Source organism: Moraxella sp. FZLJ2109 (genome assembly GCF_024296965.1).
Classification (GTDB): Bacteria; Pseudomonadota; Gammaproteobacteria; order Pseudomonadales; family Moraxellaceae; genus Moraxella.
Window position 1 is genome coordinate 663361 of sequence record NZ_CP101112.1, and the last position, 19353, is coordinate 682713.

The following is a 19353-nucleotide window of genomic DNA, read 5'->3' on the forward strand; positions in this document are numbered from 1 at the left end:
TTGTATCATTGGTGTACATTTGTTAAAAAATGATGGCATTTGGCAGGGTTTGATCAAGTTTTATTTGCACTTATCAAAAATCCTTTTATAATAGGTTGATTGATTTGATAAGTTGCCCAGTGATGAAAAAATTTTGGCGCACACACAACCGTGATCTCACCCATGCACTGACTGCCCACGCATCAGGCAAGGCGTCGCACTTTGCCAAAAAACCACTGGCAGTTACGCTGATTGCCGTTGGCGCGGTTGCCTTTGTCCCTGCTGTGCATGCCAATGTCTTTGATCCTTTATTAAAAGTTCTTTTACCTTTTTATAACCCTGTCGCGACACCAAAAGCTGATAGCACGCCTGATACAGCTGCAACCACCGACACACACGCCGACACCGCCACGCACGATGAAGAAGCGGTGCTTGCCGTGCCCGATACAGGCGATGATGCGTTTGATACGCTTAATACAGATGCGCCACAAGCTGCGCCCAAACACGCTTTTAGCGATACCGCGCACCCTGATGTGCCTTCTATTTTATTGAGCGATACACTCGTGGCAGGCGATACACTACCGATGCTTGATACGCCTGATTTATATGCATTATTGGACGCTGAATTTGCTGCCGATCGCGGTGATGTTGAGCGTGCTTTGACCATTTATAAAGCAGAGTCTTTTAAGAATAATGCCACGAGCGTCTTTGAGCGCGCGTTAAGCTTGTCCATCGAATTTGAGCAGCCTGCCGATTCACTTGCCTTTGCCACCGCTTGGCAAGACGCCAACCCTGAGCACATTCCTGCATGGTTCTATGTCACGCATTTGGCGCTCAAAGCCGGTGAATACAATCAGGCAGCCAGCATGATTTCGATGATTTTGCACTATGATCCACGAGCAGATCTGGGGCAAATCCTAAACGGCATTATCCCAACCAATCCCGATGACAAGCGCGCGCTGTTGTACGCCTTACAAGACCTTGGACAAAATAACGCGTCGATCTCAGTGCTGCGCGCGGGTATCTTGATGGGGCTAAATGAATACGACGCCGCGCGTCTTCATGTCAATCAAGCCTTGAGTCTTGAACCAAAAAACCTTGCCTTTATCACGCTCAAACTGGACATCTTACGCGCAAGCAATCGCATGGATGAGCTGTGGACTTATCTGCATAAAATGCGCAAACAGCTGCCCAAAGAAAAAGATCTGTACTTGTACGAGATCCGCTATCTGATCGAAAAAGGGGAGCTGTCGCGCGCATGGACACTGCTTGCCCAAGCCAATAAAAACACCAACGATCCTGACATTCGCCTATTATCAGGCTTGGTTGGGCTTGATAGCGCGCGCTATGCCGATGCCATCAGCGTGCTTGAGCCATTGCTTGAACATCCAACCCTTGCCAGTCAAGCGCATTATTATATGGGCATCGGCTATGAGCGACTGGGCGATGTCCAAAACGCACGCCGCCACTATGAGCAAGTGACGCATTATGAAAATGTGCTGGATGCGCGCACCAAAGTGGTGGGATTTTATTTGGCAGAAAACAACATCGATGCTGCCATCGCGACACTGACGCGACTGCGTGATGAGCTCGAAAGCTATGCGCCAGACAGCTACATCCTGCAAGCTGAGATTTATCTAAGCCAAGGCGATAAGGCGCACGCCAAGGACTTACTCACCATCGCTAACCGCGATTATCCCAATGACGATCGCCTACTTTATGCCAGCTTTAAGCTCTTAGAAGATGAACTTGAGCCTGAAGACAAACGCCAAGCCATCGCCAAGCTGCTTGAGATTGATGAGTTTAATCCCGACTATCAGCTTGCCGATGCCAAGTTCCGCCTAAGCCAAGACTCGCACGACAAAGACGCGCTAGAAATCGCCGAACGCATCAGTAACATCAGCTTCGATGATCCTGAATACGACAGCCAGCGTCAGCTTGATGCCTTGTTGGCGCTTGCCAATGCCGCCCTTGCCAATCAGCAATACGACACCGTCATCGACTATCTGCAAGCACCGTACGATGTCATGCCGACGCTCGATGTGGGCATTGCACTGCTGCGCGCTTATCAAGGTTTGGGTGATACCCAAATGGTCACAAGCCTACTTGCTGATCTGCAGGCGCGTTTTGGCGTCGGTCAAGCAAACAGCACAGACAGTCAAATTTATTAATCTTATCTTATTAATTAGCCATTATTTACTCAAGGATTTTTATGAAAAAATTCGCCTTAGCCGCGTTGGCTGTCAGCAGCTTACTACTATCGGCTTGTGCCACCACGCAGGCTGTCAAACCCAATACAAGCATAGCATCTGTAGCAGACGCGCCCATTCGTTTTCATATCTCAGGTAAAATCGGTATCACCACACAGACCGATACAGGCGCACAAGGCGGCAGTGCCTTTTATGCATGGGCGCAAGAAGGCGAGCATTTTAATATTAACTTAACAGGTGCACTCGGCATCGGTACTACCGACATCAGCTACGATGGCAAAGTCGCAACGCTCAACAGCGAACGCACAGGCACTATCAGCGCAGCCAATCCTGATGAATTATTATACAGTGCTACAGGCTGGCAAGCGCCGATCTCGCAGCTGCCTTACTGGATCGTCACACGCCCCGCTCCAAGCGACAGCGCACATACCCGTGATGCTCAAGGTCGCCTAGCCACTGCAATCAATGGCGCGTGGACTGCCAATTTTAAATACAACAGCAAAAATCAGCCAAACCGCCTGCACATCACCCACACCGACGGTCATCGCGTGGTCATGACCATCAATCATCAGTAGCGGGTGCGCCATGCAGATGACTGTATTTTCTCCAGCCAAACTTAACTTATTCTTACATATCACCGCCAAGCGTGATGATGGTTACCATGATTTACAAAGCGTATTTCGCGCCATTGATTTTGGCGATGAGTTGAGTTTTGAGCTTATCAATCCCGATATCATCACGGACGATACGCCACTGGTGACACTGACAGGCGCAGATACACTGACCGATGATATTGATGATAATTTGATCGTCAAAGCCGTACAAACATTGGCGGCACAATGCCCTAATCAAGCCAAACCGATTGCCATCCATCTGGACAAAAAAATCCCCACCGGTGCAGGATTGGGCGGCGGCTCAAGTAACTGCGCAGCCACTTTACTTGCGGTCAATACACTATGGGCATTGGATTTAGACTGTGATACACTGGTGAATATCGGCGCAAGTCTTGGTGCAGATGTGCCGTTTTTTATTTTTAGCCAAATGAAACAATGCGATGCCTTGGCGATGGGAATTGGCGATAAACTTACCCCCTTACATCTGCCGGCAGCGCGCTATTTGCTGCTTTTGCCCCATGCACACCTTGCCACCGCGCACTATTTTAGCCACCCTAAGCTACAAAAAAACTGCCCACTGCTAGATCGTATCGATGAGCGTTATGCTGAATATGGCATGGTACAAACTGCTGATTTTACAAATGTTTTTGAGCCAATTGCTCTGAGCGATTCGGCAGAAGTTGCCGCTGCGATGAGTTATCTGCGCACACTTAGGACGCAAACAGGCACGACCGCACGCATGAGCGGCACGGGCAGCACGGTATTTTTGCCAATTGGTGATGAGATCGATGATGCAACTTTGACCGCTTGGCAACTATCATCACCTTGTCCGAGTGTCGTCGCAGTCAGCTTGTACGGTGAATAAAGCGCAGTTTGGTCTTTTTGCTGTGATTTTTACCAAGAAGTAGATGAAATTTTCGCCAAAAATTGGTATCATGGCGGCGTAAATCTGTGCCTAGTTTTCAGATTGATAACGATAAATTAAGGTATTTTTATGACCACCGACTTGAACATTCATGTGATTGACCACCCTTTGGTGCGCCACAAGCTGTCTTTGATGCGCGAAAAAGACAGCAGTACTTATAAATTTCGCACCCTGACCAATGAGCTGGGTCGCCTGATGGCGTATGAAGCCAGCCGTGATTTTGAGATCGAAAGCTTCACCATGCAAGGCTGGTGCGGTGAGATCACAGGCGAGCAGATCAAGGGCAAGACCGTGACCGTCGTGCCGATTTTGCGCGCAGGCTTGGGCATGCTTGATGGTGTGCTTGATTTGCTGCCGACCGCTAAGATTTCTGTGGTGGGCTTGCAGCGCGATGAAGAGACGCTTGAGCCTGTGCCGTTTTTTGAGAAATTTGTCAATGACATCGAAAAACGCCCTGCGCTGATCCTAGATCCGATGCTTGCCACAGGCGGCAGCATGGTCGCAACCATCGATATGCTCAAAAAGCACGGCTGCACCAACATCAAAGCACTTGTGCTGGTCGCCGCCCCTGAAGGCGTGCGCGCGGTCAATGCTGCACATCCTGATGTGAAAATCTACACCGCTGCCCTAGACAGCCACCTGAATGAAGATGGCTATATTATCCCAGGGCTTGGTGATGCAGGTGATAAGATTTTTGGGACGAAGCAGTTGTAAAACGCTTTTAAGATATCAAGCGTAGGTTGATGATAAAACAACCTACGCTTTTTTATTCGGCACATCATTGAGACTGCCGATATCTAGGCGACCGTTTTGACTTGATGAGCAATGCCGATATGCGATATTCACTTTACCATCGAATGACTATAGATGCGTACGAGTTATCGCATCGTTCACGACTGCATGGGTCACTTAGAAAATAAAAAAACATGACTCCAACGATTTTAACATTTGCAAGTTAACATTGATATAGACAGCGTTTTATTTATGGTTAAACTGGATTTGTTAGCCAAAATGTAACCGCTGCAATCAATGCGATCACAATACTACCAAAACAAGCAATAGATGCTACAATGACAGATGTTGATGGACGATGTTTTGTTGCTTTGATAGCCTCATCAATTTCAGCTTGCATTTTGGCAACTCTTACCTTGAGTTCTTCAGCTTCAGCATCCAATTGGGCTTGTCGTTCCATTCGCTCATTTTCGTATCGCTGTTTATCCATTTCAAGTTGTTTTCTAACCATTTCCACATCATGCAATACTTTTGTAATATTAATTGCCATTTTTACTTTCTCCAATTCTTCACGACTGTAAGAATTTAATTTACTATCGTCAATGTACATAATAGCATCATTTTTGCCTTGTCGTCTATATGTTGTGCATGAGTTCACAACCGCACAGCCACTTAGAAATCAAAAAAACCCACACCAAATTAGGAATGATTCTTGCAGGTATTATTTTTTAAACCCACCCTTTGTTATCATAATAATTATTTAAAAATATCATACAATTATTCGATCGTTATCTATCGATCATCACTGTGCAAATCCAGTGGTGATGACGACTTCTACAGCATTTCTATTGATTGCAGAACCTATTCAATGCTTATCCATCCACATTAAACAATCCTTTGGCATACCAAAGAAAAAACACCCCAAAGGTTGTCTAACTTTTGGGGTGCGGTTCACTGATGGTGTTTTTGGTATTTGAATGATTAACCCTGTAGCAAGCTAATATCCGCCACCAACATAAACAGATTTCGCACTTGTTGTAGTAGTGCCAGACGGTTATTTTTCAGCTTGGCATCATCGCTATTGACCATCACATCATCGAAGAAGGCTTTTAATGGTTCAGATAAACTTACCAAAGTGGTCAAAATCGCCTGATAATCAGCGGCAGCTTGCAGCGGTGCGACAGCATTTTGGGCAGATTTCACCGCATCAAACAAGGCTTTTTCGGCAGATTCAACCAGCACCAACTCATCAACCGCATCGCTCACCGCGACATCTGCCTTGGCAAGGATATTGGCAACGCGCTTGTTATTCTCTGCCAAAATACCCGCCTGCGGCAAGCTTCTGAACACCTGCACCGCACGGATACGATCATCAAAATCCATCGGTACATCAATATCCATCGCCTGCACCGCTTGGATGGTATCGACCGCTACGCCCTGTTCGCTGTACATCGCACGATAACGAGCATTGATAAATTCCATCACTTCATCAGAAGTCTTGGCAGCATCGCTAAGCTTGTCGCCATAGCCACTCAAAGCGTGCTGAATCAACTCACTTAGGCCAAGATTTAGGCGTTTTTCAATCAAAATCCGCAGTACACCAATCGATGCACGACGCAAGCTGAATGGATCTTTTGAACCTGTCGGAATCTCGCCGATGCCAAAAATCCCCACCAGCGTATCAATACGATCCGCCAAAGCAAGGGCGGTGCCGATGTCGGTCGCAGGCAGTTTGTCACCAGCAAACTTTGGTAAATATTGCTCTTCGATGGCATCCGCCACGCCTTTGGCTTCGCCATTTAGACGGGCATAATAAGTACCTGCCACGCCTTGTAGCTCAGGAAACTCGCCCACCAGCGTACTGGCAAGGTCACATTTAGATAACAGAGCAGCTCGGGTGGCTTCTTCAACATTCGCCCCAATTTGAGTAGCGATAAAGGCGGACAGTGTAGCGATACGCTCTGATTTTTCCCAAATCGTGCCAAGCTTATCTTGGAAAATGCGATTTTTTAGATTTTCGGTCAAAGCAAATAGCGGCTGCTTTTGGTCTTGCAAGAAGAAAAATTCTGCATCCGATAGGCGTGGACGCACAACTTTTTCGTTACCAAAAATCACTTGGCTTGGATCTTTACTTTCAATATTACTAATAAATACAAAATACGGCAACAGCTTACCATCTTTATCGGTCAAGCAAAAATACTTTTGATCCGCTTGCATGGTGCTGATCAAGGCTTCTTGTGGCACAGCCAAGAATCGCTCTTCAAAGCTGGCTCGTAGTGCTACTGGCAAATCCACCAAAGCGGTGACTTCATCAAGCAACTCATCAGGCACGATGGCAACGGCACCGACTTCATCAGACAGCTTGGCAACTTGCTCTTTGATCGATGCTTGACGCTTATCAAAATCAGCGATGACTTTGGCATTATGTAGCACAGATTCATAGTCATCAGCATGACTAATTTCAACAAAATCTGGCGCATGGAAACGATGTCCACGAGTCAGATTGCCTGCCTTATGACCTTGGATGGTAGCGTCAATCACCGCATTATCCGCCATCAACACCACCCACCGCACAGGGCGGACGAATTCTTCTTTGCTCGCCCCCGAACGCATACGCTTGGCAATCGGCAAATCATCTAGGGCTTTTTGGAAAATCGCTGGTAGAAGCTCGGTGACAGGCTTGCCTTGTACGGTCAATTCATAGCCGATATAGTCGCCCTTATCCGTACTGATGGTGATAATGTCATCTTTGGTGATGCCAAGTCCGCTTGCAAAGCCAAGACCTGCTTTGGTCAGATTGCCATCAGCATCAAAAGCTGCTTTGACGGCAGGGCCGCGTTTTTGTTCGGTGCGGTCAGGCTGTTTGTCGCTGATACCGACAATCTGTAGTGCCAGACGGCGTGGTGCTGCAAAAGGCTTAATCGCCTGATAAGTGATGTTTTGGCTATCCAAGGCGGCTTTGACATTGTCCGTCAAGGCATCACGCAAGGTCTTTAGGTTTTTTGGTGGCAACTCTTCGGTGCCAAGTTCAAATAGGATTGTGGTCATAATTTACCTTAATTTCAATCGCTTAATTTATTTAAAAATCATCGTGGCTGTAGCATATGTACAACCAATTTAATCAGCGTTTCTTTGTTGTCAGGGTTGGATTCTGCAATCAATAGTGCGAGCGCTGTCAGACCCGTGTCATTGATAATCGGTGTATTTTCTGCAATGAATAATCGTCCATTTCTATGCAAAAAATCCACAAATAAAAATGCCCCGCTGCGTTTATTACCATCAGCAAAAGGATGGTTTTTGATCACAAAATACAATAAATGCGCCGCCTTTTCTTCAATGCTCGGATAAGCAGGCTCGCCAAACACCGTTTGCTCCAAATTACCCAAAATCGCAGACAGTCCATCGCCCCGCTCTTTGGCAAACAGTTCGGTTGCTTCGCCCTTTACCACCAAATCCGCTTTGAGTCCTGCCAATGCCTGCCGTGCTTCATCCAAGCTTGGCAAAGTACCACCAAGCTCACCTTTGGGGTCGGACAACAGACCTTCATCATACTGCTGTAGCCACAAAAATGTCTGCGTATAACGGCTGACAATATCCACCAAACCACGACCGCCATCAAGGGTTAATTCAGGTGATTTGGCAGTTTTTTGGATTAACAGCAATGCCTGTTCAAGTTCGTGGGCATTTTGGGCAAGGCGGTCTTGATTAATCGCATAGCCTTTGAGCAAATAATCCTTTAAACGAGCGGTTGCCCAACGGCGAAAAGCCACGCCTTGTTGTGACTTGATGCGATAGCCAACAGAAATGATGGTTTCTAAATCATAAAACACCACAGGTCTATCCGAATTTGCAATTTGCATTTTTTGCAAATTGCTTTTTTCGGTAATCTCGCCTTCTGCCAATGCATTCTTGATATGTCGTGAAATAACGGAAACATCACGCCCAAAAAGTTGCACCATTTGAGCTTGTGACAGCCAAACGGTATCATTATCAAAACGCACTTCTACCTTAGTATCACCTGTAGTGGTTTGGTAGATTTCTATGGGGTTGGTCATTATCACTCCATTTAAACTTTGATAACTCACCGTTCAAATCAAGACTTAATCATCTTTTTTATCGCCGTCATCGTCACGGTCGTTGTCCTGATTGCGCTCATTATCACGATCGCTGTCATTGTCATCATCATTGTCACGATCGTTGTCGTTGTCATTTTGGCGGTCGTTATCTCGGTCGTCATCACCTTGATTGCCTTGATTATCACCATCATTATCACGGTCATTATCAGCGTCGTTGGCGCGGTCGCTATCACGATCGTTGTCGCTTTGATTGTCTTGGTGACTGGTTTGTTCGGTGGTATCGCCCTTGTCATCGCTATTATCATTACCGCCGATAAAACCACAGGCGGTTAGGAATGCTGATAGACCTAGAACCCAAATCAGTTTCGTTGCTTTCATTATTTATTCTCCGCTTGTTCGTCTTTCGGCAACCACTTCTCCAGCGCTTCTGCCTTATGCGCTTCGTCCGCCAATGGGAAACCAAGCTTGGCACGGGCTTCGGTATAGCTCACCGCCACTTTACGAGCAAGCGTACGCACACGCAAAATAAAGCGTTGGCGTTCGGTCACACTAATCGCCCCACGAGCGTCAAGCAGGTTAAAGGTATGACTTGCTTTTAGCACCATCTCATAAGCAGGCAGTGGCAAATTCACCGCGACAAGTCTATCTGCTTCAGCTTCATAAAAGTCAAACAATTCAAACAGCTTATCGACATTGGCGTATTCAAAGTTGTAGGTGGACTGCTCCACTTCATTTTGGTGAAATACATCGCCATAAGTCACTTTGCCAAATTCGCCGTCCGTCCAGACCAAATCATAGACGCTATCGACGCCTTGAATATACATGGCAAGACGCTCAAGACCGTAGGTGATTTCGCCGGTCACAGGGAAACACTCGATACCGCCGACTTGCTGAAAATAAGTAAACTGCGTGACTTCCATACCGTTTAGCCACACTTCCCAGCCAAGCCCCCACGCACCAAGCGTTGGGCTCTCCCAGTTATCTTCGACAAAGCGGATATCATGGGTCAAAGTATCAATGCCTAACGCTTCTAGCGAACCCAAATACAGCTCTTGGATATTGGCAGGGTTGGGCTTTAGCACCACTTGGAATTGATAATAATGTTGCAGACGGTTCGGGTTGTCGCCATAGCGTCCATCGGTCGGACGGCGTGATGGCTGGACATAGGCGGCGTTCCATTTTTCGGGAGTCAAAGCACGCAAAAATGTCGCCGTATGAAATGTGCCTGCGCCCATTTCCATGTCATAAGGCTGAAGCACGACGCAGCCACGAGACGCCCAGTAGTTTTGAAGAGTGAGAATAATTTGTTGAAAAGTCATGAGTTATCGCCCGATTTTCATGTAGGGCGTGTTGAACATTGATAACATTGTCACAAAATATGATAAAAATTTAATACTTTTCATCAATTTTTGCATGAAAAATAGCTAAATCTTGTTTTTCTTCGTCAAATCGTTTGTTAATATTTTAATATTAACTGCATGATTTTCCTTGAAAAACGTGCGATTTTTCTCATTTTTCATTGCAAATACCAAAGTTCAACACGCCCTAAAATTAAGATAAAAAAAATAATGCCCATTGTACTAAACAATGGTAAATTATCTGTAAGTTAATGATTTAACTAGATAAAATATTTAGATTTAAAAATATACCGTAAAATATACCGTATCTTTTTATTCATTGCATGATTTTTCGCCAATAATTCGTTATTCTAAAATAGAATAAAAACCTTTTTTGTTATTCCAAACAGACGAAAAACAATACATTTTCCCCATCATTTTAAACATCTATCCAGCACAAAGCAAGGATTATCAAATAAAAAGGGTCACACTTAACATGCAACCCTAGCAATGATTAATATACCATTCTTAATGTTGTCTGATATGGCGTTACATCCCTTCTGATTGAGCCATATCGCAAGGCATCAGCTCCATGGTCTGCGCCATCACTTGCCATGTCTTCAGGTCGTTTATCATCTCTGCCTAGCGTTGGTAATGTTTCCCATAGATAGCGACATTGGTTTGAAATATACAAGCCAGCTCTGTCAGGCTTACCAGCATCAGCCAGTAAGCGACGCAGAATGTTCCAGCCTGTTATTCTATCTGCTTTCTTTGCTCTATCAAAATAAACGCCTTCATTTGCAAATTCATCAGCAATTGAGCCTGAAGCATGTCCACCTTTAGCAAAGATGGCATCATCAGCAACCCCCATAGGCTCAATTCCCCAGTAGTTGCACATCTTTTTAATCTCTTCTGCTAAAGTGGGTACAGTCCAGCCCAAGCCCTGATTTAGGTTATTGTGTTTGTGCGTAACCAGCTCATCAACAACCACAATTGAGCCTTTAGGATAATACCGACCGTTCACCGTATCGCCAAAGCTCTCACACATTACCAGCGTTGCACTTGGTGCAGATGAGCCGAAGTCATGAGCAAGCCACCAATCCCACCCTTCGGGGATTTCTTTCCACTCTTCAACCATGTTGCGTTTTTCGTCAAGCACATTGGCAAAGTATGCGCCACGGTTTACCGCCCAGTTGCCATCAGTCCAAGCTTTCAATAATTCAGGGTCATCAGGACAAGAAGCCGTTAGCTGCTCTGCGTATTGTTCACGGTCAATAAAGTGGTTATCTGCAAATGTACTAGGTGCATGAATCCAAGTCCTTTTACTCTTTGGCTCAAGAAATGGTAGCCATGGCTCATGTCCATTAAATACAAAGCGTTTGGCTATCCAGTGATGACCAACACCAGCAGGGTTTGCGCTGATAATCATGCGAATAGGCGTTGTAGTATCACCACGCAAGTTTGAGCGCATCAAATCCAGCAATCTAGGCTCTGCAAATTGTCCAGCTTCATCAATAACTAGAAAATTAAATGAGCGTCCTTGATATTTGGAATAATCTGCATAACTCTCAAGCTGTCCAAGCTCAAGATACCCACCGTTTGGGAATCGCCACACATGTTCAGTTTGATTGTATCGAGCAGAAGCTCCATAAACCATGCCAAACACTTCACGACAAATCAATTCAAAATCAGCCAATCCCTTGTAAGTTTTTCGGATAAACAGACACCGTGCCTTTTCCTTGTACTGCTCAATATGTCGTAGGATTAGCAAGGCAATACAATACGACTTACCACCACCACGACCACCAAGCAAAGCAATGTCCACACCGTCAGGAATCGCCATAACACGCTCCTGAAACTTATTCAGCTGAATCATTGCTCAATCTCCTTAGGGCTCACAATCTTCATGTATTGCCCCAAATCTTCAGCAGGTGCAGGCAAATTGAAAGTAATTGCCACTCTGTTTGCTTGTTCGGACTGATCACCTTCTTTGTAACCATGTCTTGATTTTAACAAGAAAATCGCCGCTGTAATGTTGCCCTTTTCCATGGCTTGCTGATATAGCACATTATGCAGGTCGTGACGCTCTTTTTCCCGTCCCAGCTCCAAGGCTTGATTGACTTCAGGGAATTTTTCACGCCATACATAAAACAAGTCTTTGGATATATTGCAAGCCTTGCAAATATTAGGGATTGAATGCCCTTGACTTGCCATCTGCTCAATCAGCTTTAAATGCTTGTCTGTTGGTTGCTTCTTTGCTGCTGTAGGTTTTGCCATTGAATTATCTCCAAGAAATAAGGGACTGCGAGAGTCCCTTACTGTTGTTTACTTAGTTACTAGGAACGCCAAAGGAATGTTTTTTCGCTCTGTAATGCGTTTCCAGTGTTCAGCCTTGGCGAGCTCTTCAATGGTTGGGCTTTCACCCAGTAACTCACCTTCAACCCATGTAAAGCCAAGCGGCTGCACTGCCATATTTACACGACTGTGCAGAACGCTCATACCACCACCATAACCAGCTGATTCAATCACTTCAACCGCCGTTGATTGAGAATGCGCAGGGCTTGCGATACCGTATGCACACGCTCCAGCACCCAGCAAAACAGTTGTGTAATTGCCTTCGCTGTCAGGCGTCAAGCTGTCATCGACGATAACCAACAAGCCCCTGAATGTCTGAAATGGCTTGCCTTGGCTGTCTGCCATGGTTGCGACCAAATCATTCTTAAGCGCATCAAAGTAGATTTTAGAATGCATAGCAATCGCTACAACATCGCCATAAGAATCGCCCAAGGTTGCCGCTGCATCAATCACCGCAGCCGCACTAAAGCCTTTTTTGGTTTGGCTGGTAATGTCCACGATCATATCAGCATTATCAGCCTTATTGCTTGCCATGATGCCACGCATAGCACCAATTAAGCGTTTTTGTAGCTGATTATCCCAGTAAGCTGTAACACGCTCCTGAATCGCTTTTAATGGGTCATTACCAGCGATTTCAGCAGATAGCCCCATGCTTGACCATGAGTTATGCAAATACGCTTTACGGGTCATTTGCTTGAATGCTGATAGCTTCTTTGGCGTGCTGTGTTGTTCAGGGTCATCGCTGATAATATCAGCATCTTCACCATTGACAATGTCTTTCCAAAAAGGAACATTGAAAGTGGTTGAGCCACTAGCCAACATCTTGTTAATTTGGTCGTTTTTGACCAGCAGGCCGCTTGATAGTAGGTTGGTTTTGGTTGCTGTATTCTCCAGTACATAGCTAGTGAATACTTGAGGTTCGATAATGTCTTTTAATTGAGTAGTTGCCATGTATATTCTCCAATAGCAAAAAAGTTATTGATGAATATTTTGCATAACAAAATAAGGACGGTCATAAACCAAAGGACTTGAGCCATAAGCTCAAAAAATAAAGGCGTCCACATAATGAACGCCTTTATTTTATCAAATAAATCAATTTTTGCAAATCGATTTATTCTTTTGGAACGGGGTAACTTGATATTACGATTGATATAATAAATCATGGGGCTGTAGTAGATTAGCACTTATGCTATACTACAAACATGAAGATAACTCGTTGTAAATTAAGTAAAAAAGTTCAAATAAAACTGCTTGAATTTTTTGTTGCACAAGTTACTGCTAGAACAGCAAGTGATTTGCTTGGCATTCAGCACAATTCAGCAGCTTTATTTTACCGCAAAATCAGACTTGTGATAGAATATAATCTCAACCTTGAAGCTCACACTTTGTTTGATGGTGAAGTAGAGCTTGATGAAAGCTACTTCGGTGGCATTCGCAAAGGTAAGCGAGGTCGTGGCGCTGGTGGTAAAACAGCTGTATTTGGTCTTTTGAAGCGTAATGGCAAGGTTTATACTGTTGTGGTAAAAGATACCAAGCAAAGCACCTTAATGCCTATCATCTCAAGCAAAATCAAGCCAGATAGCATCGTTTACACAGATAGTTACAGAAGCTATAATGCTCTTGATGTGAGTGAGTTTAAACACTTTCGCATCAATCATTCCAAAGAGTTTGTCAAAGACCACAACCACATCAACGGCATTGAAAATTTCTGGTCTCAAGCTAAACGAGTACTTAGAAAATACAATGGCATTGACAAGAAAAACTTCCATCTTTTTATCAAAGAATGTGAGTTTAGATTTAACTACAGTACACCATCTAATCAGCTTAAAATATTGAGAAAATGGTGTGGGATTTAGACCTTATCTACTACAGCCCCTAAATCATTTCAAGCCAAAATGCAATTCTTCAATCCTTTTATCAGTATTCACACCCGAGATATGATTAAACACCACTTGACCGCCATAACTTCTAGTGGATGACCCAAGTGCACCACTACCCTTGCCATAATGAGCCTTGCAGTATGAACCAAATCGAGCTCTTAAGGCATCGATTTCAGCTTGAGTAACTAGCATACCTTCAGGGTCAATAAAGCAATATCCCGTCACTTGTTTGGTAACAGTGACTTCGGTTCTCTTACCTTCAATCTCCCTATTTTCTTTCATCAATAATTCCTGATTATCTGCATAGATGATTTTATAGCCAAGCTGATCAAGCTGGAATTGAACAAAGTCTTCGTATTCAGGAAATACATCAAGCCATTTTTCCAAAACCGCTTTTTTGTACTCTGCCACTTTGTAAGACTCAAAGTCAGCTTCAACCTGTTTTAGGCGTTCAATTTCTTGTTCATAACCGCCTTTGACGCTCTCCAGCTCGTTTTGATGGTCTGTCTGCATCTGCTCGATTTGTGCGATTGATGCAGCGTTATCTTCTTTGGCTTTTTTCAATTTGCCCAGTAGCTCATTGTTTTTTGCAAGCACTCTTTGAAGATCATCAGATTTTGCATCATCAATCATTGGTTCATTTTGGTTAATATTTTCTACAATATTTGAATTTTCTTTGTTTTGTTCAGTGTTCATTATTTTCACCTTGAAAGCTGTGAAAGCTGATACCAAATACACCGCAAAGCCTTTATTTACCTAAGGTTTCATGGTTTCATAGTGCTGAAACCTAGTGAAACCATTGTATTTATTGAGCTTTCACAGGTTTCACCCTGTAGTATATAGTGAAAGGTATCAGCTTTCATTTGTTATACCTGTAAAGAATTACTAAAATTTGGGCTTTTCTCAATCTTGGCTTGTGGCTTCAAATCCCAGTAAGAACGCTCACCACCTGCACCACCTGATTTAACAACCAAATCTTTGGTTGCCTTGTGCAGTGTACCAGCAGGAACATTCCCCAATTCATCTTTGAGATGCGCCTTCACATCTTCAGCCCATGACTTGCCATGTACCTGAAGATAGATTCGCACACAGTCCCGAACCTGCTGTGTTTTGGTTTGAGCTGATTCTTCGTCCAATGGCTCAATCTCTGTTTCTCGTGCAAGCTGCATCGGGTCACCTTCGATATACTCACCCCAAACAATCTTTGTTGTATCAATCTCCAAGCCATCGCTATTAATCTTGCAAGGCTCAATGCGATAAGGATAAGCACCGTCAGAAACTGCGATATTAGTTTTTGAACGCAGAAATATATTGTCTTGATCACGCTCATAATTGGCGATTGCAGACCATGCCATGCGTGCCACTTGAGTAAAAGCACCCGAGCCAAGTGTTCTATCCACCAATTTTGCACCTTTTGAGCCTTTGGCAAGATGCGTAATTGCGACGATAGCACAGTTATGATCAGCTGCAACATTCACCAATGGTTCAAGATATTGGCGAACCGTATTAGCTTTGTTCATATCCCCACCAATCAGCGATACAATGGGATCGATAATCACAAGCTTGTAATTACCTTGCTTTAGATCATCAGCCAAGTACTCCAAATCACCCTGATCAATATCAAAGCCACGATCATCAACACCTTGGATAAAGTACACTCGTGAAGTATCTGCACCATTGGCAACCAGTCTAGGCTTGATAGTGTCTGCTGGATCGTCTTCAGTACTATAAATAAGCACATCACCAGCTTCACACTGCGACCCATCGGGGAATCTGCCGCCCATAGTGATGGTTGCTGCAAGATTTAACAGAATATTGGTTTTACCAGCACCGCCATCACCTGCAAACATGGTAAGCTTGCCAAGTGGCAACCAGTCACGCCACAACCATTTGATTTGTTCGGCTTGAACATCTGATAGCCTAGCTTTGCGAAGTCCTTTGCTTGACAATATACGCTTGATAGAAGCGTTTGTTATCTCGTCAGGTAGGGTAATACAAAATCGCTTGTAATCGCCTGCTATGGGCTTCTCTGTGGCGATTCTGAAGTATTTATTGGTACTTCTCACCGAATCAGCAAGAAACGGCAAGTCTTCACTAAAAATAACACCGTAATCGCTCGCTTTTTCCCAAAGCTCAAGATATTTACAAGTGTCATTAGTGATCAAATTTTGATTTTTAACACGACCCGTAAAGTGGCCATTTTGACCAAAAATAAATTTTTTGCCTTCTTTAACAAAATGAATACCCACAAGCTCCAAATTTTCATTCAGCTGTGGCATTGCCATAGCGCCTTTTAGGTGCATTTGGTTGTCATTGATAACATAGTCATCATGGATTCTTAAATCAGCGCCAATCAGCTCAGAAACTTCATTTAAGCTAAATTCTCGGCTGTCTTCATGGTTAGGGTCATACATTGAAATTTTGTGCATCAGCAAACCTCCAAAGCTGAGATCGCCTCTTCACTCCATTCGCTTGTATAAATTATCGTGTCAGCAAATTCCATGGCTAACCGCTCATAATAAGCGACGGCCTTTTGCTTGTCGGTGAATACTTTATGAATATTCCCTTTGACACTATCCACGATATACACTTCGTCCCAGCTGTCTGTAAATTGGCGATTTACCCAGCGTTCGACTTTGTGTTCAGGATATTGCTTTTGTGCTTTTTCAGCAAATGCCAAGGCATCGGCTTTGGTTTCAAAATTAAAAACCAAGCCTAGCGACGGAATATTGATAAAGAAAGTTTCTTTTGAAGTGACTGCATTCATGGTGAACGCTCCTGTTAATTTAGTTAGTAGAGCCAACCTTGATAAAGGTCGGCAAGCCTCAACTACCGTTAACAGACGGCTGGACATATTCCCCGAAGGTCTTTTATTTTGTCCTATCGACTCGCCATAACTGATAGATACCTTGTCTGTATCTTGTGATGACATAGCACCTTGCAAAAAATGCAGGCGTAAAAAATCCCAGTTTACGGCTGGAATGTCCGCTGTTAATTTAGTAGTGCATTCATCATAATCCTGTTTTAGGCAATTGTCAATTACTTTCTCTATATACTCTTTTTTAATAATATCAAGTTTCATTGTTGTTACCCCTGCTGCTTGAACCATGAGTGAATGTCTTCATGGCGAAATAGCACCATCTTTTTACTAAATTTGATTGGCTTTGGAAAATCTCCACGGCTGATCAAGTAGTACATGTAAGTTTTACCAAATGGCAGATAATCGATTAAATCTTTGACACGGATTAACCCTTCTTGTGGCAAGTTTTCGATATTCTTATTTGGTATAGTCATAGACTCTCCGAATTATAAAGTTATTTATAAATATGCTTTTGTTTCAAAGCGAACTTATTGTAGTAGAAAAAATTGAATTAATCAATCACACAAAAAAGGTTTTTTTATAACCCAAATTCCAACATTTGGAAAATTGTTACATATCATGCAATCATGCATAAAAGCCACTGTTTTCAATGTATGCAGGAAATTCAAAGTCTTTACAAATGCCGCTTTATATGTTAGCAACTTTAATTTTCTAACTTCAGTTACCTAAAAGGTAAATCCAGTTATTGAAAAAACATATTTTGCCAAATTATCGTATAGTTTAAACTATAACTTAAAAAACAAAAATATCATTTGCTATTCGTCTAAACCCTTACACTTCAAGGACTTTGTGCGATTTGATGGACTTTTTTTCAGGTGCAGGAAGCTTTTACACTTGGTTTCACTCTTATTAATTTTTTTTGAATGAAACCAGTGAAAGCAAAGATAAATAAAGGGTTGTAGATGGTTTCATAGTACTGAAACCTGTGAAACCATAGATAAATAAAGGGATTATAGGGATAATTGCTGTCTTTCTTGTGAAATAATCTGCAATTCTTGATTCACTTCTTCAGGATTGTCCGAAGTGCGCTTGAGAAACTCTGTCAAGGCGTGCATATCTAACACATGGTTAATGCGTTCTTTGTAGGTGCTGTAGTCACCTTGTTCGATTTGGTCGATAACATCAGCCCACTGCTGAAGCATCAATCGACGCTGTGGCAGTAGCTCCAAATGAGCGTTGTCATTGTAAGCTCGTTCGACTTGACCGCCCACCACATGCGATAACTGAAGCTCAATCGCTCTAGGGTTGTATAGCATTTGATACAGTGAAGTACTTGCCAAGCCACGGAAGCCATGACCTGTCATCTTGCCTTTGTAGCCCATCTTGTAAATCTGTTTATTGATTGTTTTTGCGCATAGATAGCCTGTTTCAGTGGTGCGACTAGCGAAAACAAAAGTATCGTTTAGCCCCATTTGCTTAATCTGCAAAAGTATCTGTATGGCTTGTTCAGACAAAGGGACAATATGCGGCTGGTGCTCTTTCATGCGCTCACTTGGTAGGCGTATTTCCTTAGACACGAAGTCAATTTCAGCCCAGCGAAGCCCTAAAAGCTCGTTAGTGCGTAGGAATACATATAACATCAGCTTCATGGCGAGCCTAGGCAGTGGCTTCATCTTGGTATCATGAAAGGCGTTTAGGAAGCTGTGAAGCTCTGTAATGGGTATTCTTGCACTAGGTTTTTTCTTGTGCTTAGCCTTTGAGAATGTACGGCTGATAGGATTGGTAATAGATATTCTAGGGTTGAGCTCTTTGGCGTGCTCAAAGATAGCTCCAGTTACCTGTAACGCAGCGTCAGCAGTCGGGACTTTCCCCATGTTGGCTAGTCTGTCATACATTTTGCGTATGGGTTCAATGGTTATGCTTCGTATATCAAGATGACCAATAGCAGGCTTGACATGCAGTCTGTAGGTTCTGTTTACCGCTTCACTTGTGTTTGTTCTAGTGTTCTTGGCGTGCTGAAGTAGATAGGCTTGTGCAAATGAATCAAAGTCAAAAGATAGCTTGGCTTCTGCTTTCTGTTGCTTCTTAGCTTCGTTTGGGTCGATACCATCAGCAATCAGCTTGGATAATTCAGTGTTAATGTTTTTGGCTTGTTTAAGCTCTACAACTCCATATCTGCCGATAGTGTAAGTCTGCTTTGTTCCCTTGGTTGGGTGCTTGTATTCACGCACAAACGACACTGCGCCTGCTGTACCATCTTGACGCACTCGGACATAGACAAATAGCCCGTCTTCAATGAAGTGTTTATCAGGTCTGTTTGGCTTACAGTCAGGTGATGGCTTCAAGCTGTTTAGCTTGAAAGTAGAAATTTTTGCCACGGTATAAATTCCTGTTCCAAAAGAATATACCGTAAATTATACCGTA

At 43.7% G+C, this 19353-nt stretch carries 18 protein-coding genes; 5 read left to right on the forward strand and 13 right to left on the reverse strand.

Going from position 1 to position 19353, the window contains the following annotated elements; translation table 11 throughout:
* Positions 1 to 122: 122 nt before the first annotated feature.
* The 4 genes from NKU06_RS03150 (at position 123) to upp (ending at position 4442) form a co-directional block, all read left to right on the forward strand.
* Positions 123 to 2150, forward strand: coding sequence for a tetratricopeptide repeat protein (locus NKU06_RS03150; RefSeq protein WP_254728697.1), 2028 nt, complete (start codon positions 123 to 125; stop codon positions 2148 to 2150).
* Between the two features lie 41 nt (positions 2151 to 2191).
* Positions 2192 to 2764 (forward strand): lipoprotein insertase outer membrane protein LolB, encoded by a 573-nt coding sequence (gene lolB, locus NKU06_RS03155; RefSeq protein WP_254728699.1) that lies wholly within the window; start codon positions 2192 to 2194, stop codon positions 2762 to 2764.
* 10 nt (positions 2765 to 2774) lie between these two features.
* Positions 2775 to 3668 carry a 4-(cytidine 5'-diphospho)-2-C-methyl-D-erythritol kinase gene (gene ispE, locus NKU06_RS03160; RefSeq protein WP_254728701.1) on the forward strand — a complete coding sequence of 298 codons (894 nt, stop codon included), beginning with the start codon at positions 2775 to 2777 and terminating at the stop codon, positions 3666 to 3668.
* 129 nt (positions 3669 to 3797) lie between these two features.
* Positions 3798 to 4442 (forward strand): uracil phosphoribosyltransferase, encoded by a 645-nt coding sequence (gene upp / locus NKU06_RS03165; protein WP_371928024.1) that lies wholly within the window; start codon positions 3798 to 3800, stop codon positions 4440 to 4442.
* Positions 4443 to 4716: 274 nt separating this feature from the next.
* On the opposite strand, the gene NKU06_RS03170 is transcribed toward upp, so the two are convergent.
* The 8 genes from NKU06_RS03170 to NKU06_RS03205 all read right to left on the reverse strand — a co-directional run bounded on the left by NKU06_RS03170 (position 4717) and on the right by NKU06_RS03205 (position 13179).
* Positions 4717 to 5070 (reverse strand): hypothetical protein, encoded by a 354-nt coding sequence (locus NKU06_RS03170; RefSeq protein WP_254728703.1) that lies wholly within the window; start codon positions 5068 to 5070, stop codon positions 4717 to 4719.
* A gap of 371 nt (positions 5071 to 5441) precedes the next feature.
* The gene (gene glyS / locus NKU06_RS03175) at positions 5442 to 7508 is read right to left on the reverse strand and encodes a glycine--tRNA ligase subunit beta (RefSeq protein WP_254728705.1); all 2067 of its coding nucleotides are present in this window, start codon (positions 7506 to 7508) and stop codon (positions 5442 to 5444) included.
* Between the two features lie 38 nt (positions 7509 to 7546).
* Positions 7547 to 8515 (reverse strand): virulence protein RhuM/Fic/DOC family protein, encoded by a 969-nt coding sequence (rhuM, locus tag NKU06_RS03180; protein ID WP_254728707.1) that lies wholly within the window; start codon positions 8513 to 8515, stop codon positions 7547 to 7549.
* 45 nt (positions 8516 to 8560) lie between these two features.
* Positions 8561 to 8914, reverse strand: a complete 354-nt coding sequence (locus tag NKU06_RS03185; protein ID WP_254728709.1) for a hypothetical protein — start codon at positions 8912 to 8914, stop codon at positions 8561 to 8563.
* Positions 8914 to 9855 carry a glycine--tRNA ligase subunit alpha gene (glyQ, locus tag NKU06_RS03190; RefSeq protein WP_078254010.1) on the reverse strand — a complete coding sequence of 314 codons (942 nt, stop codon included), beginning with the start codon at positions 9853 to 9855 and terminating at the stop codon, positions 8914 to 8916. The genes NKU06_RS03185 and glyQ overlap by 1 nt, the downstream gene beginning before the upstream one ends.
* Before the next feature lie 532 nt (positions 9856 to 10387).
* Positions 10388 to 11749 carry a phage terminase large subunit gene (locus NKU06_RS03195; RefSeq protein ID WP_254728712.1) on the reverse strand — a complete coding sequence of 454 codons (1362 nt, stop codon included), beginning with the start codon at positions 11747 to 11749 and terminating at the stop codon, positions 10388 to 10390.
* Positions 11746 to 12150 (reverse strand): hypothetical protein, encoded by a 405-nt coding sequence (locus tag NKU06_RS03200; RefSeq protein WP_254728715.1) that lies wholly within the window; start codon positions 12148 to 12150, stop codon positions 11746 to 11748. The genes NKU06_RS03195 and NKU06_RS03200 overlap by 4 nt, the downstream gene beginning before the upstream one ends.
* A gap of 48 nt (positions 12151 to 12198) precedes the next feature.
* Positions 12199 to 13179: a major capsid protein gene (locus NKU06_RS03205; RefSeq protein ID WP_254728717.1), complete on the reverse strand. Its 981-nt coding sequence runs from the start codon at positions 13177 to 13179 to the stop codon at positions 12199 to 12201.
* A 251-nt stretch (positions 13180 to 13430) separates the two neighbouring features.
* Between NKU06_RS03205 and NKU06_RS03210 the strand changes: the two genes are divergently transcribed.
* Positions 13431 to 14084, forward strand: coding sequence for an IS1595 family transposase (locus tag NKU06_RS03210; RefSeq protein ID WP_254728721.1), 654 nt, complete (start codon positions 13431 to 13433; stop codon positions 14082 to 14084).
* 24 nt (positions 14085 to 14108) lie between these two features.
* On the opposite strand, the gene NKU06_RS03215 is transcribed toward NKU06_RS03210, so the two are convergent.
* The 5 genes from NKU06_RS03215 to NKU06_RS03235 form a co-directional block, all read right to left on the reverse strand.
* Positions 14109 to 14804, reverse strand: a complete 696-nt coding sequence (locus NKU06_RS03215) for a hypothetical protein (RefSeq protein WP_254728724.1) — start codon at positions 14802 to 14804, stop codon at positions 14109 to 14111.
* 170 nt (positions 14805 to 14974) lie between these two features.
* Positions 14975 to 16537: an AAA family ATPase gene (locus tag NKU06_RS03220; RefSeq protein ID WP_254728727.1), complete on the reverse strand. Its 1563-nt coding sequence runs from the start codon at positions 16535 to 16537 to the stop codon at positions 14975 to 14977.
* Positions 16537 to 17217, reverse strand: coding sequence for a hypothetical protein (locus tag NKU06_RS03225; RefSeq protein WP_254728730.1), 681 nt, complete (start codon positions 17215 to 17217; stop codon positions 16537 to 16539). The genes NKU06_RS03220 and NKU06_RS03225 overlap by 1 nt, the downstream gene beginning before the upstream one ends.
* Positions 17196 to 17402, reverse strand: coding sequence for an AlpA family transcriptional regulator (locus tag NKU06_RS03230; RefSeq protein ID WP_254728733.1), 207 nt, complete (start codon positions 17400 to 17402; stop codon positions 17196 to 17198). Before NKU06_RS03230 ends, NKU06_RS03225 begins: the two co-directional genes overlap by 22 nt.
* Positions 17403 to 17939: 537 nt before the next feature.
* The gene (locus tag NKU06_RS03235; protein ID WP_254728736.1) at positions 17940 to 19307 is read right to left on the reverse strand and encodes a site-specific integrase; all 1368 of its coding nucleotides are present in this window, start codon (positions 19305 to 19307) and stop codon (positions 17940 to 17942) included.
* Positions 19308 to 19353 lie beyond the last annotated feature (46 nt).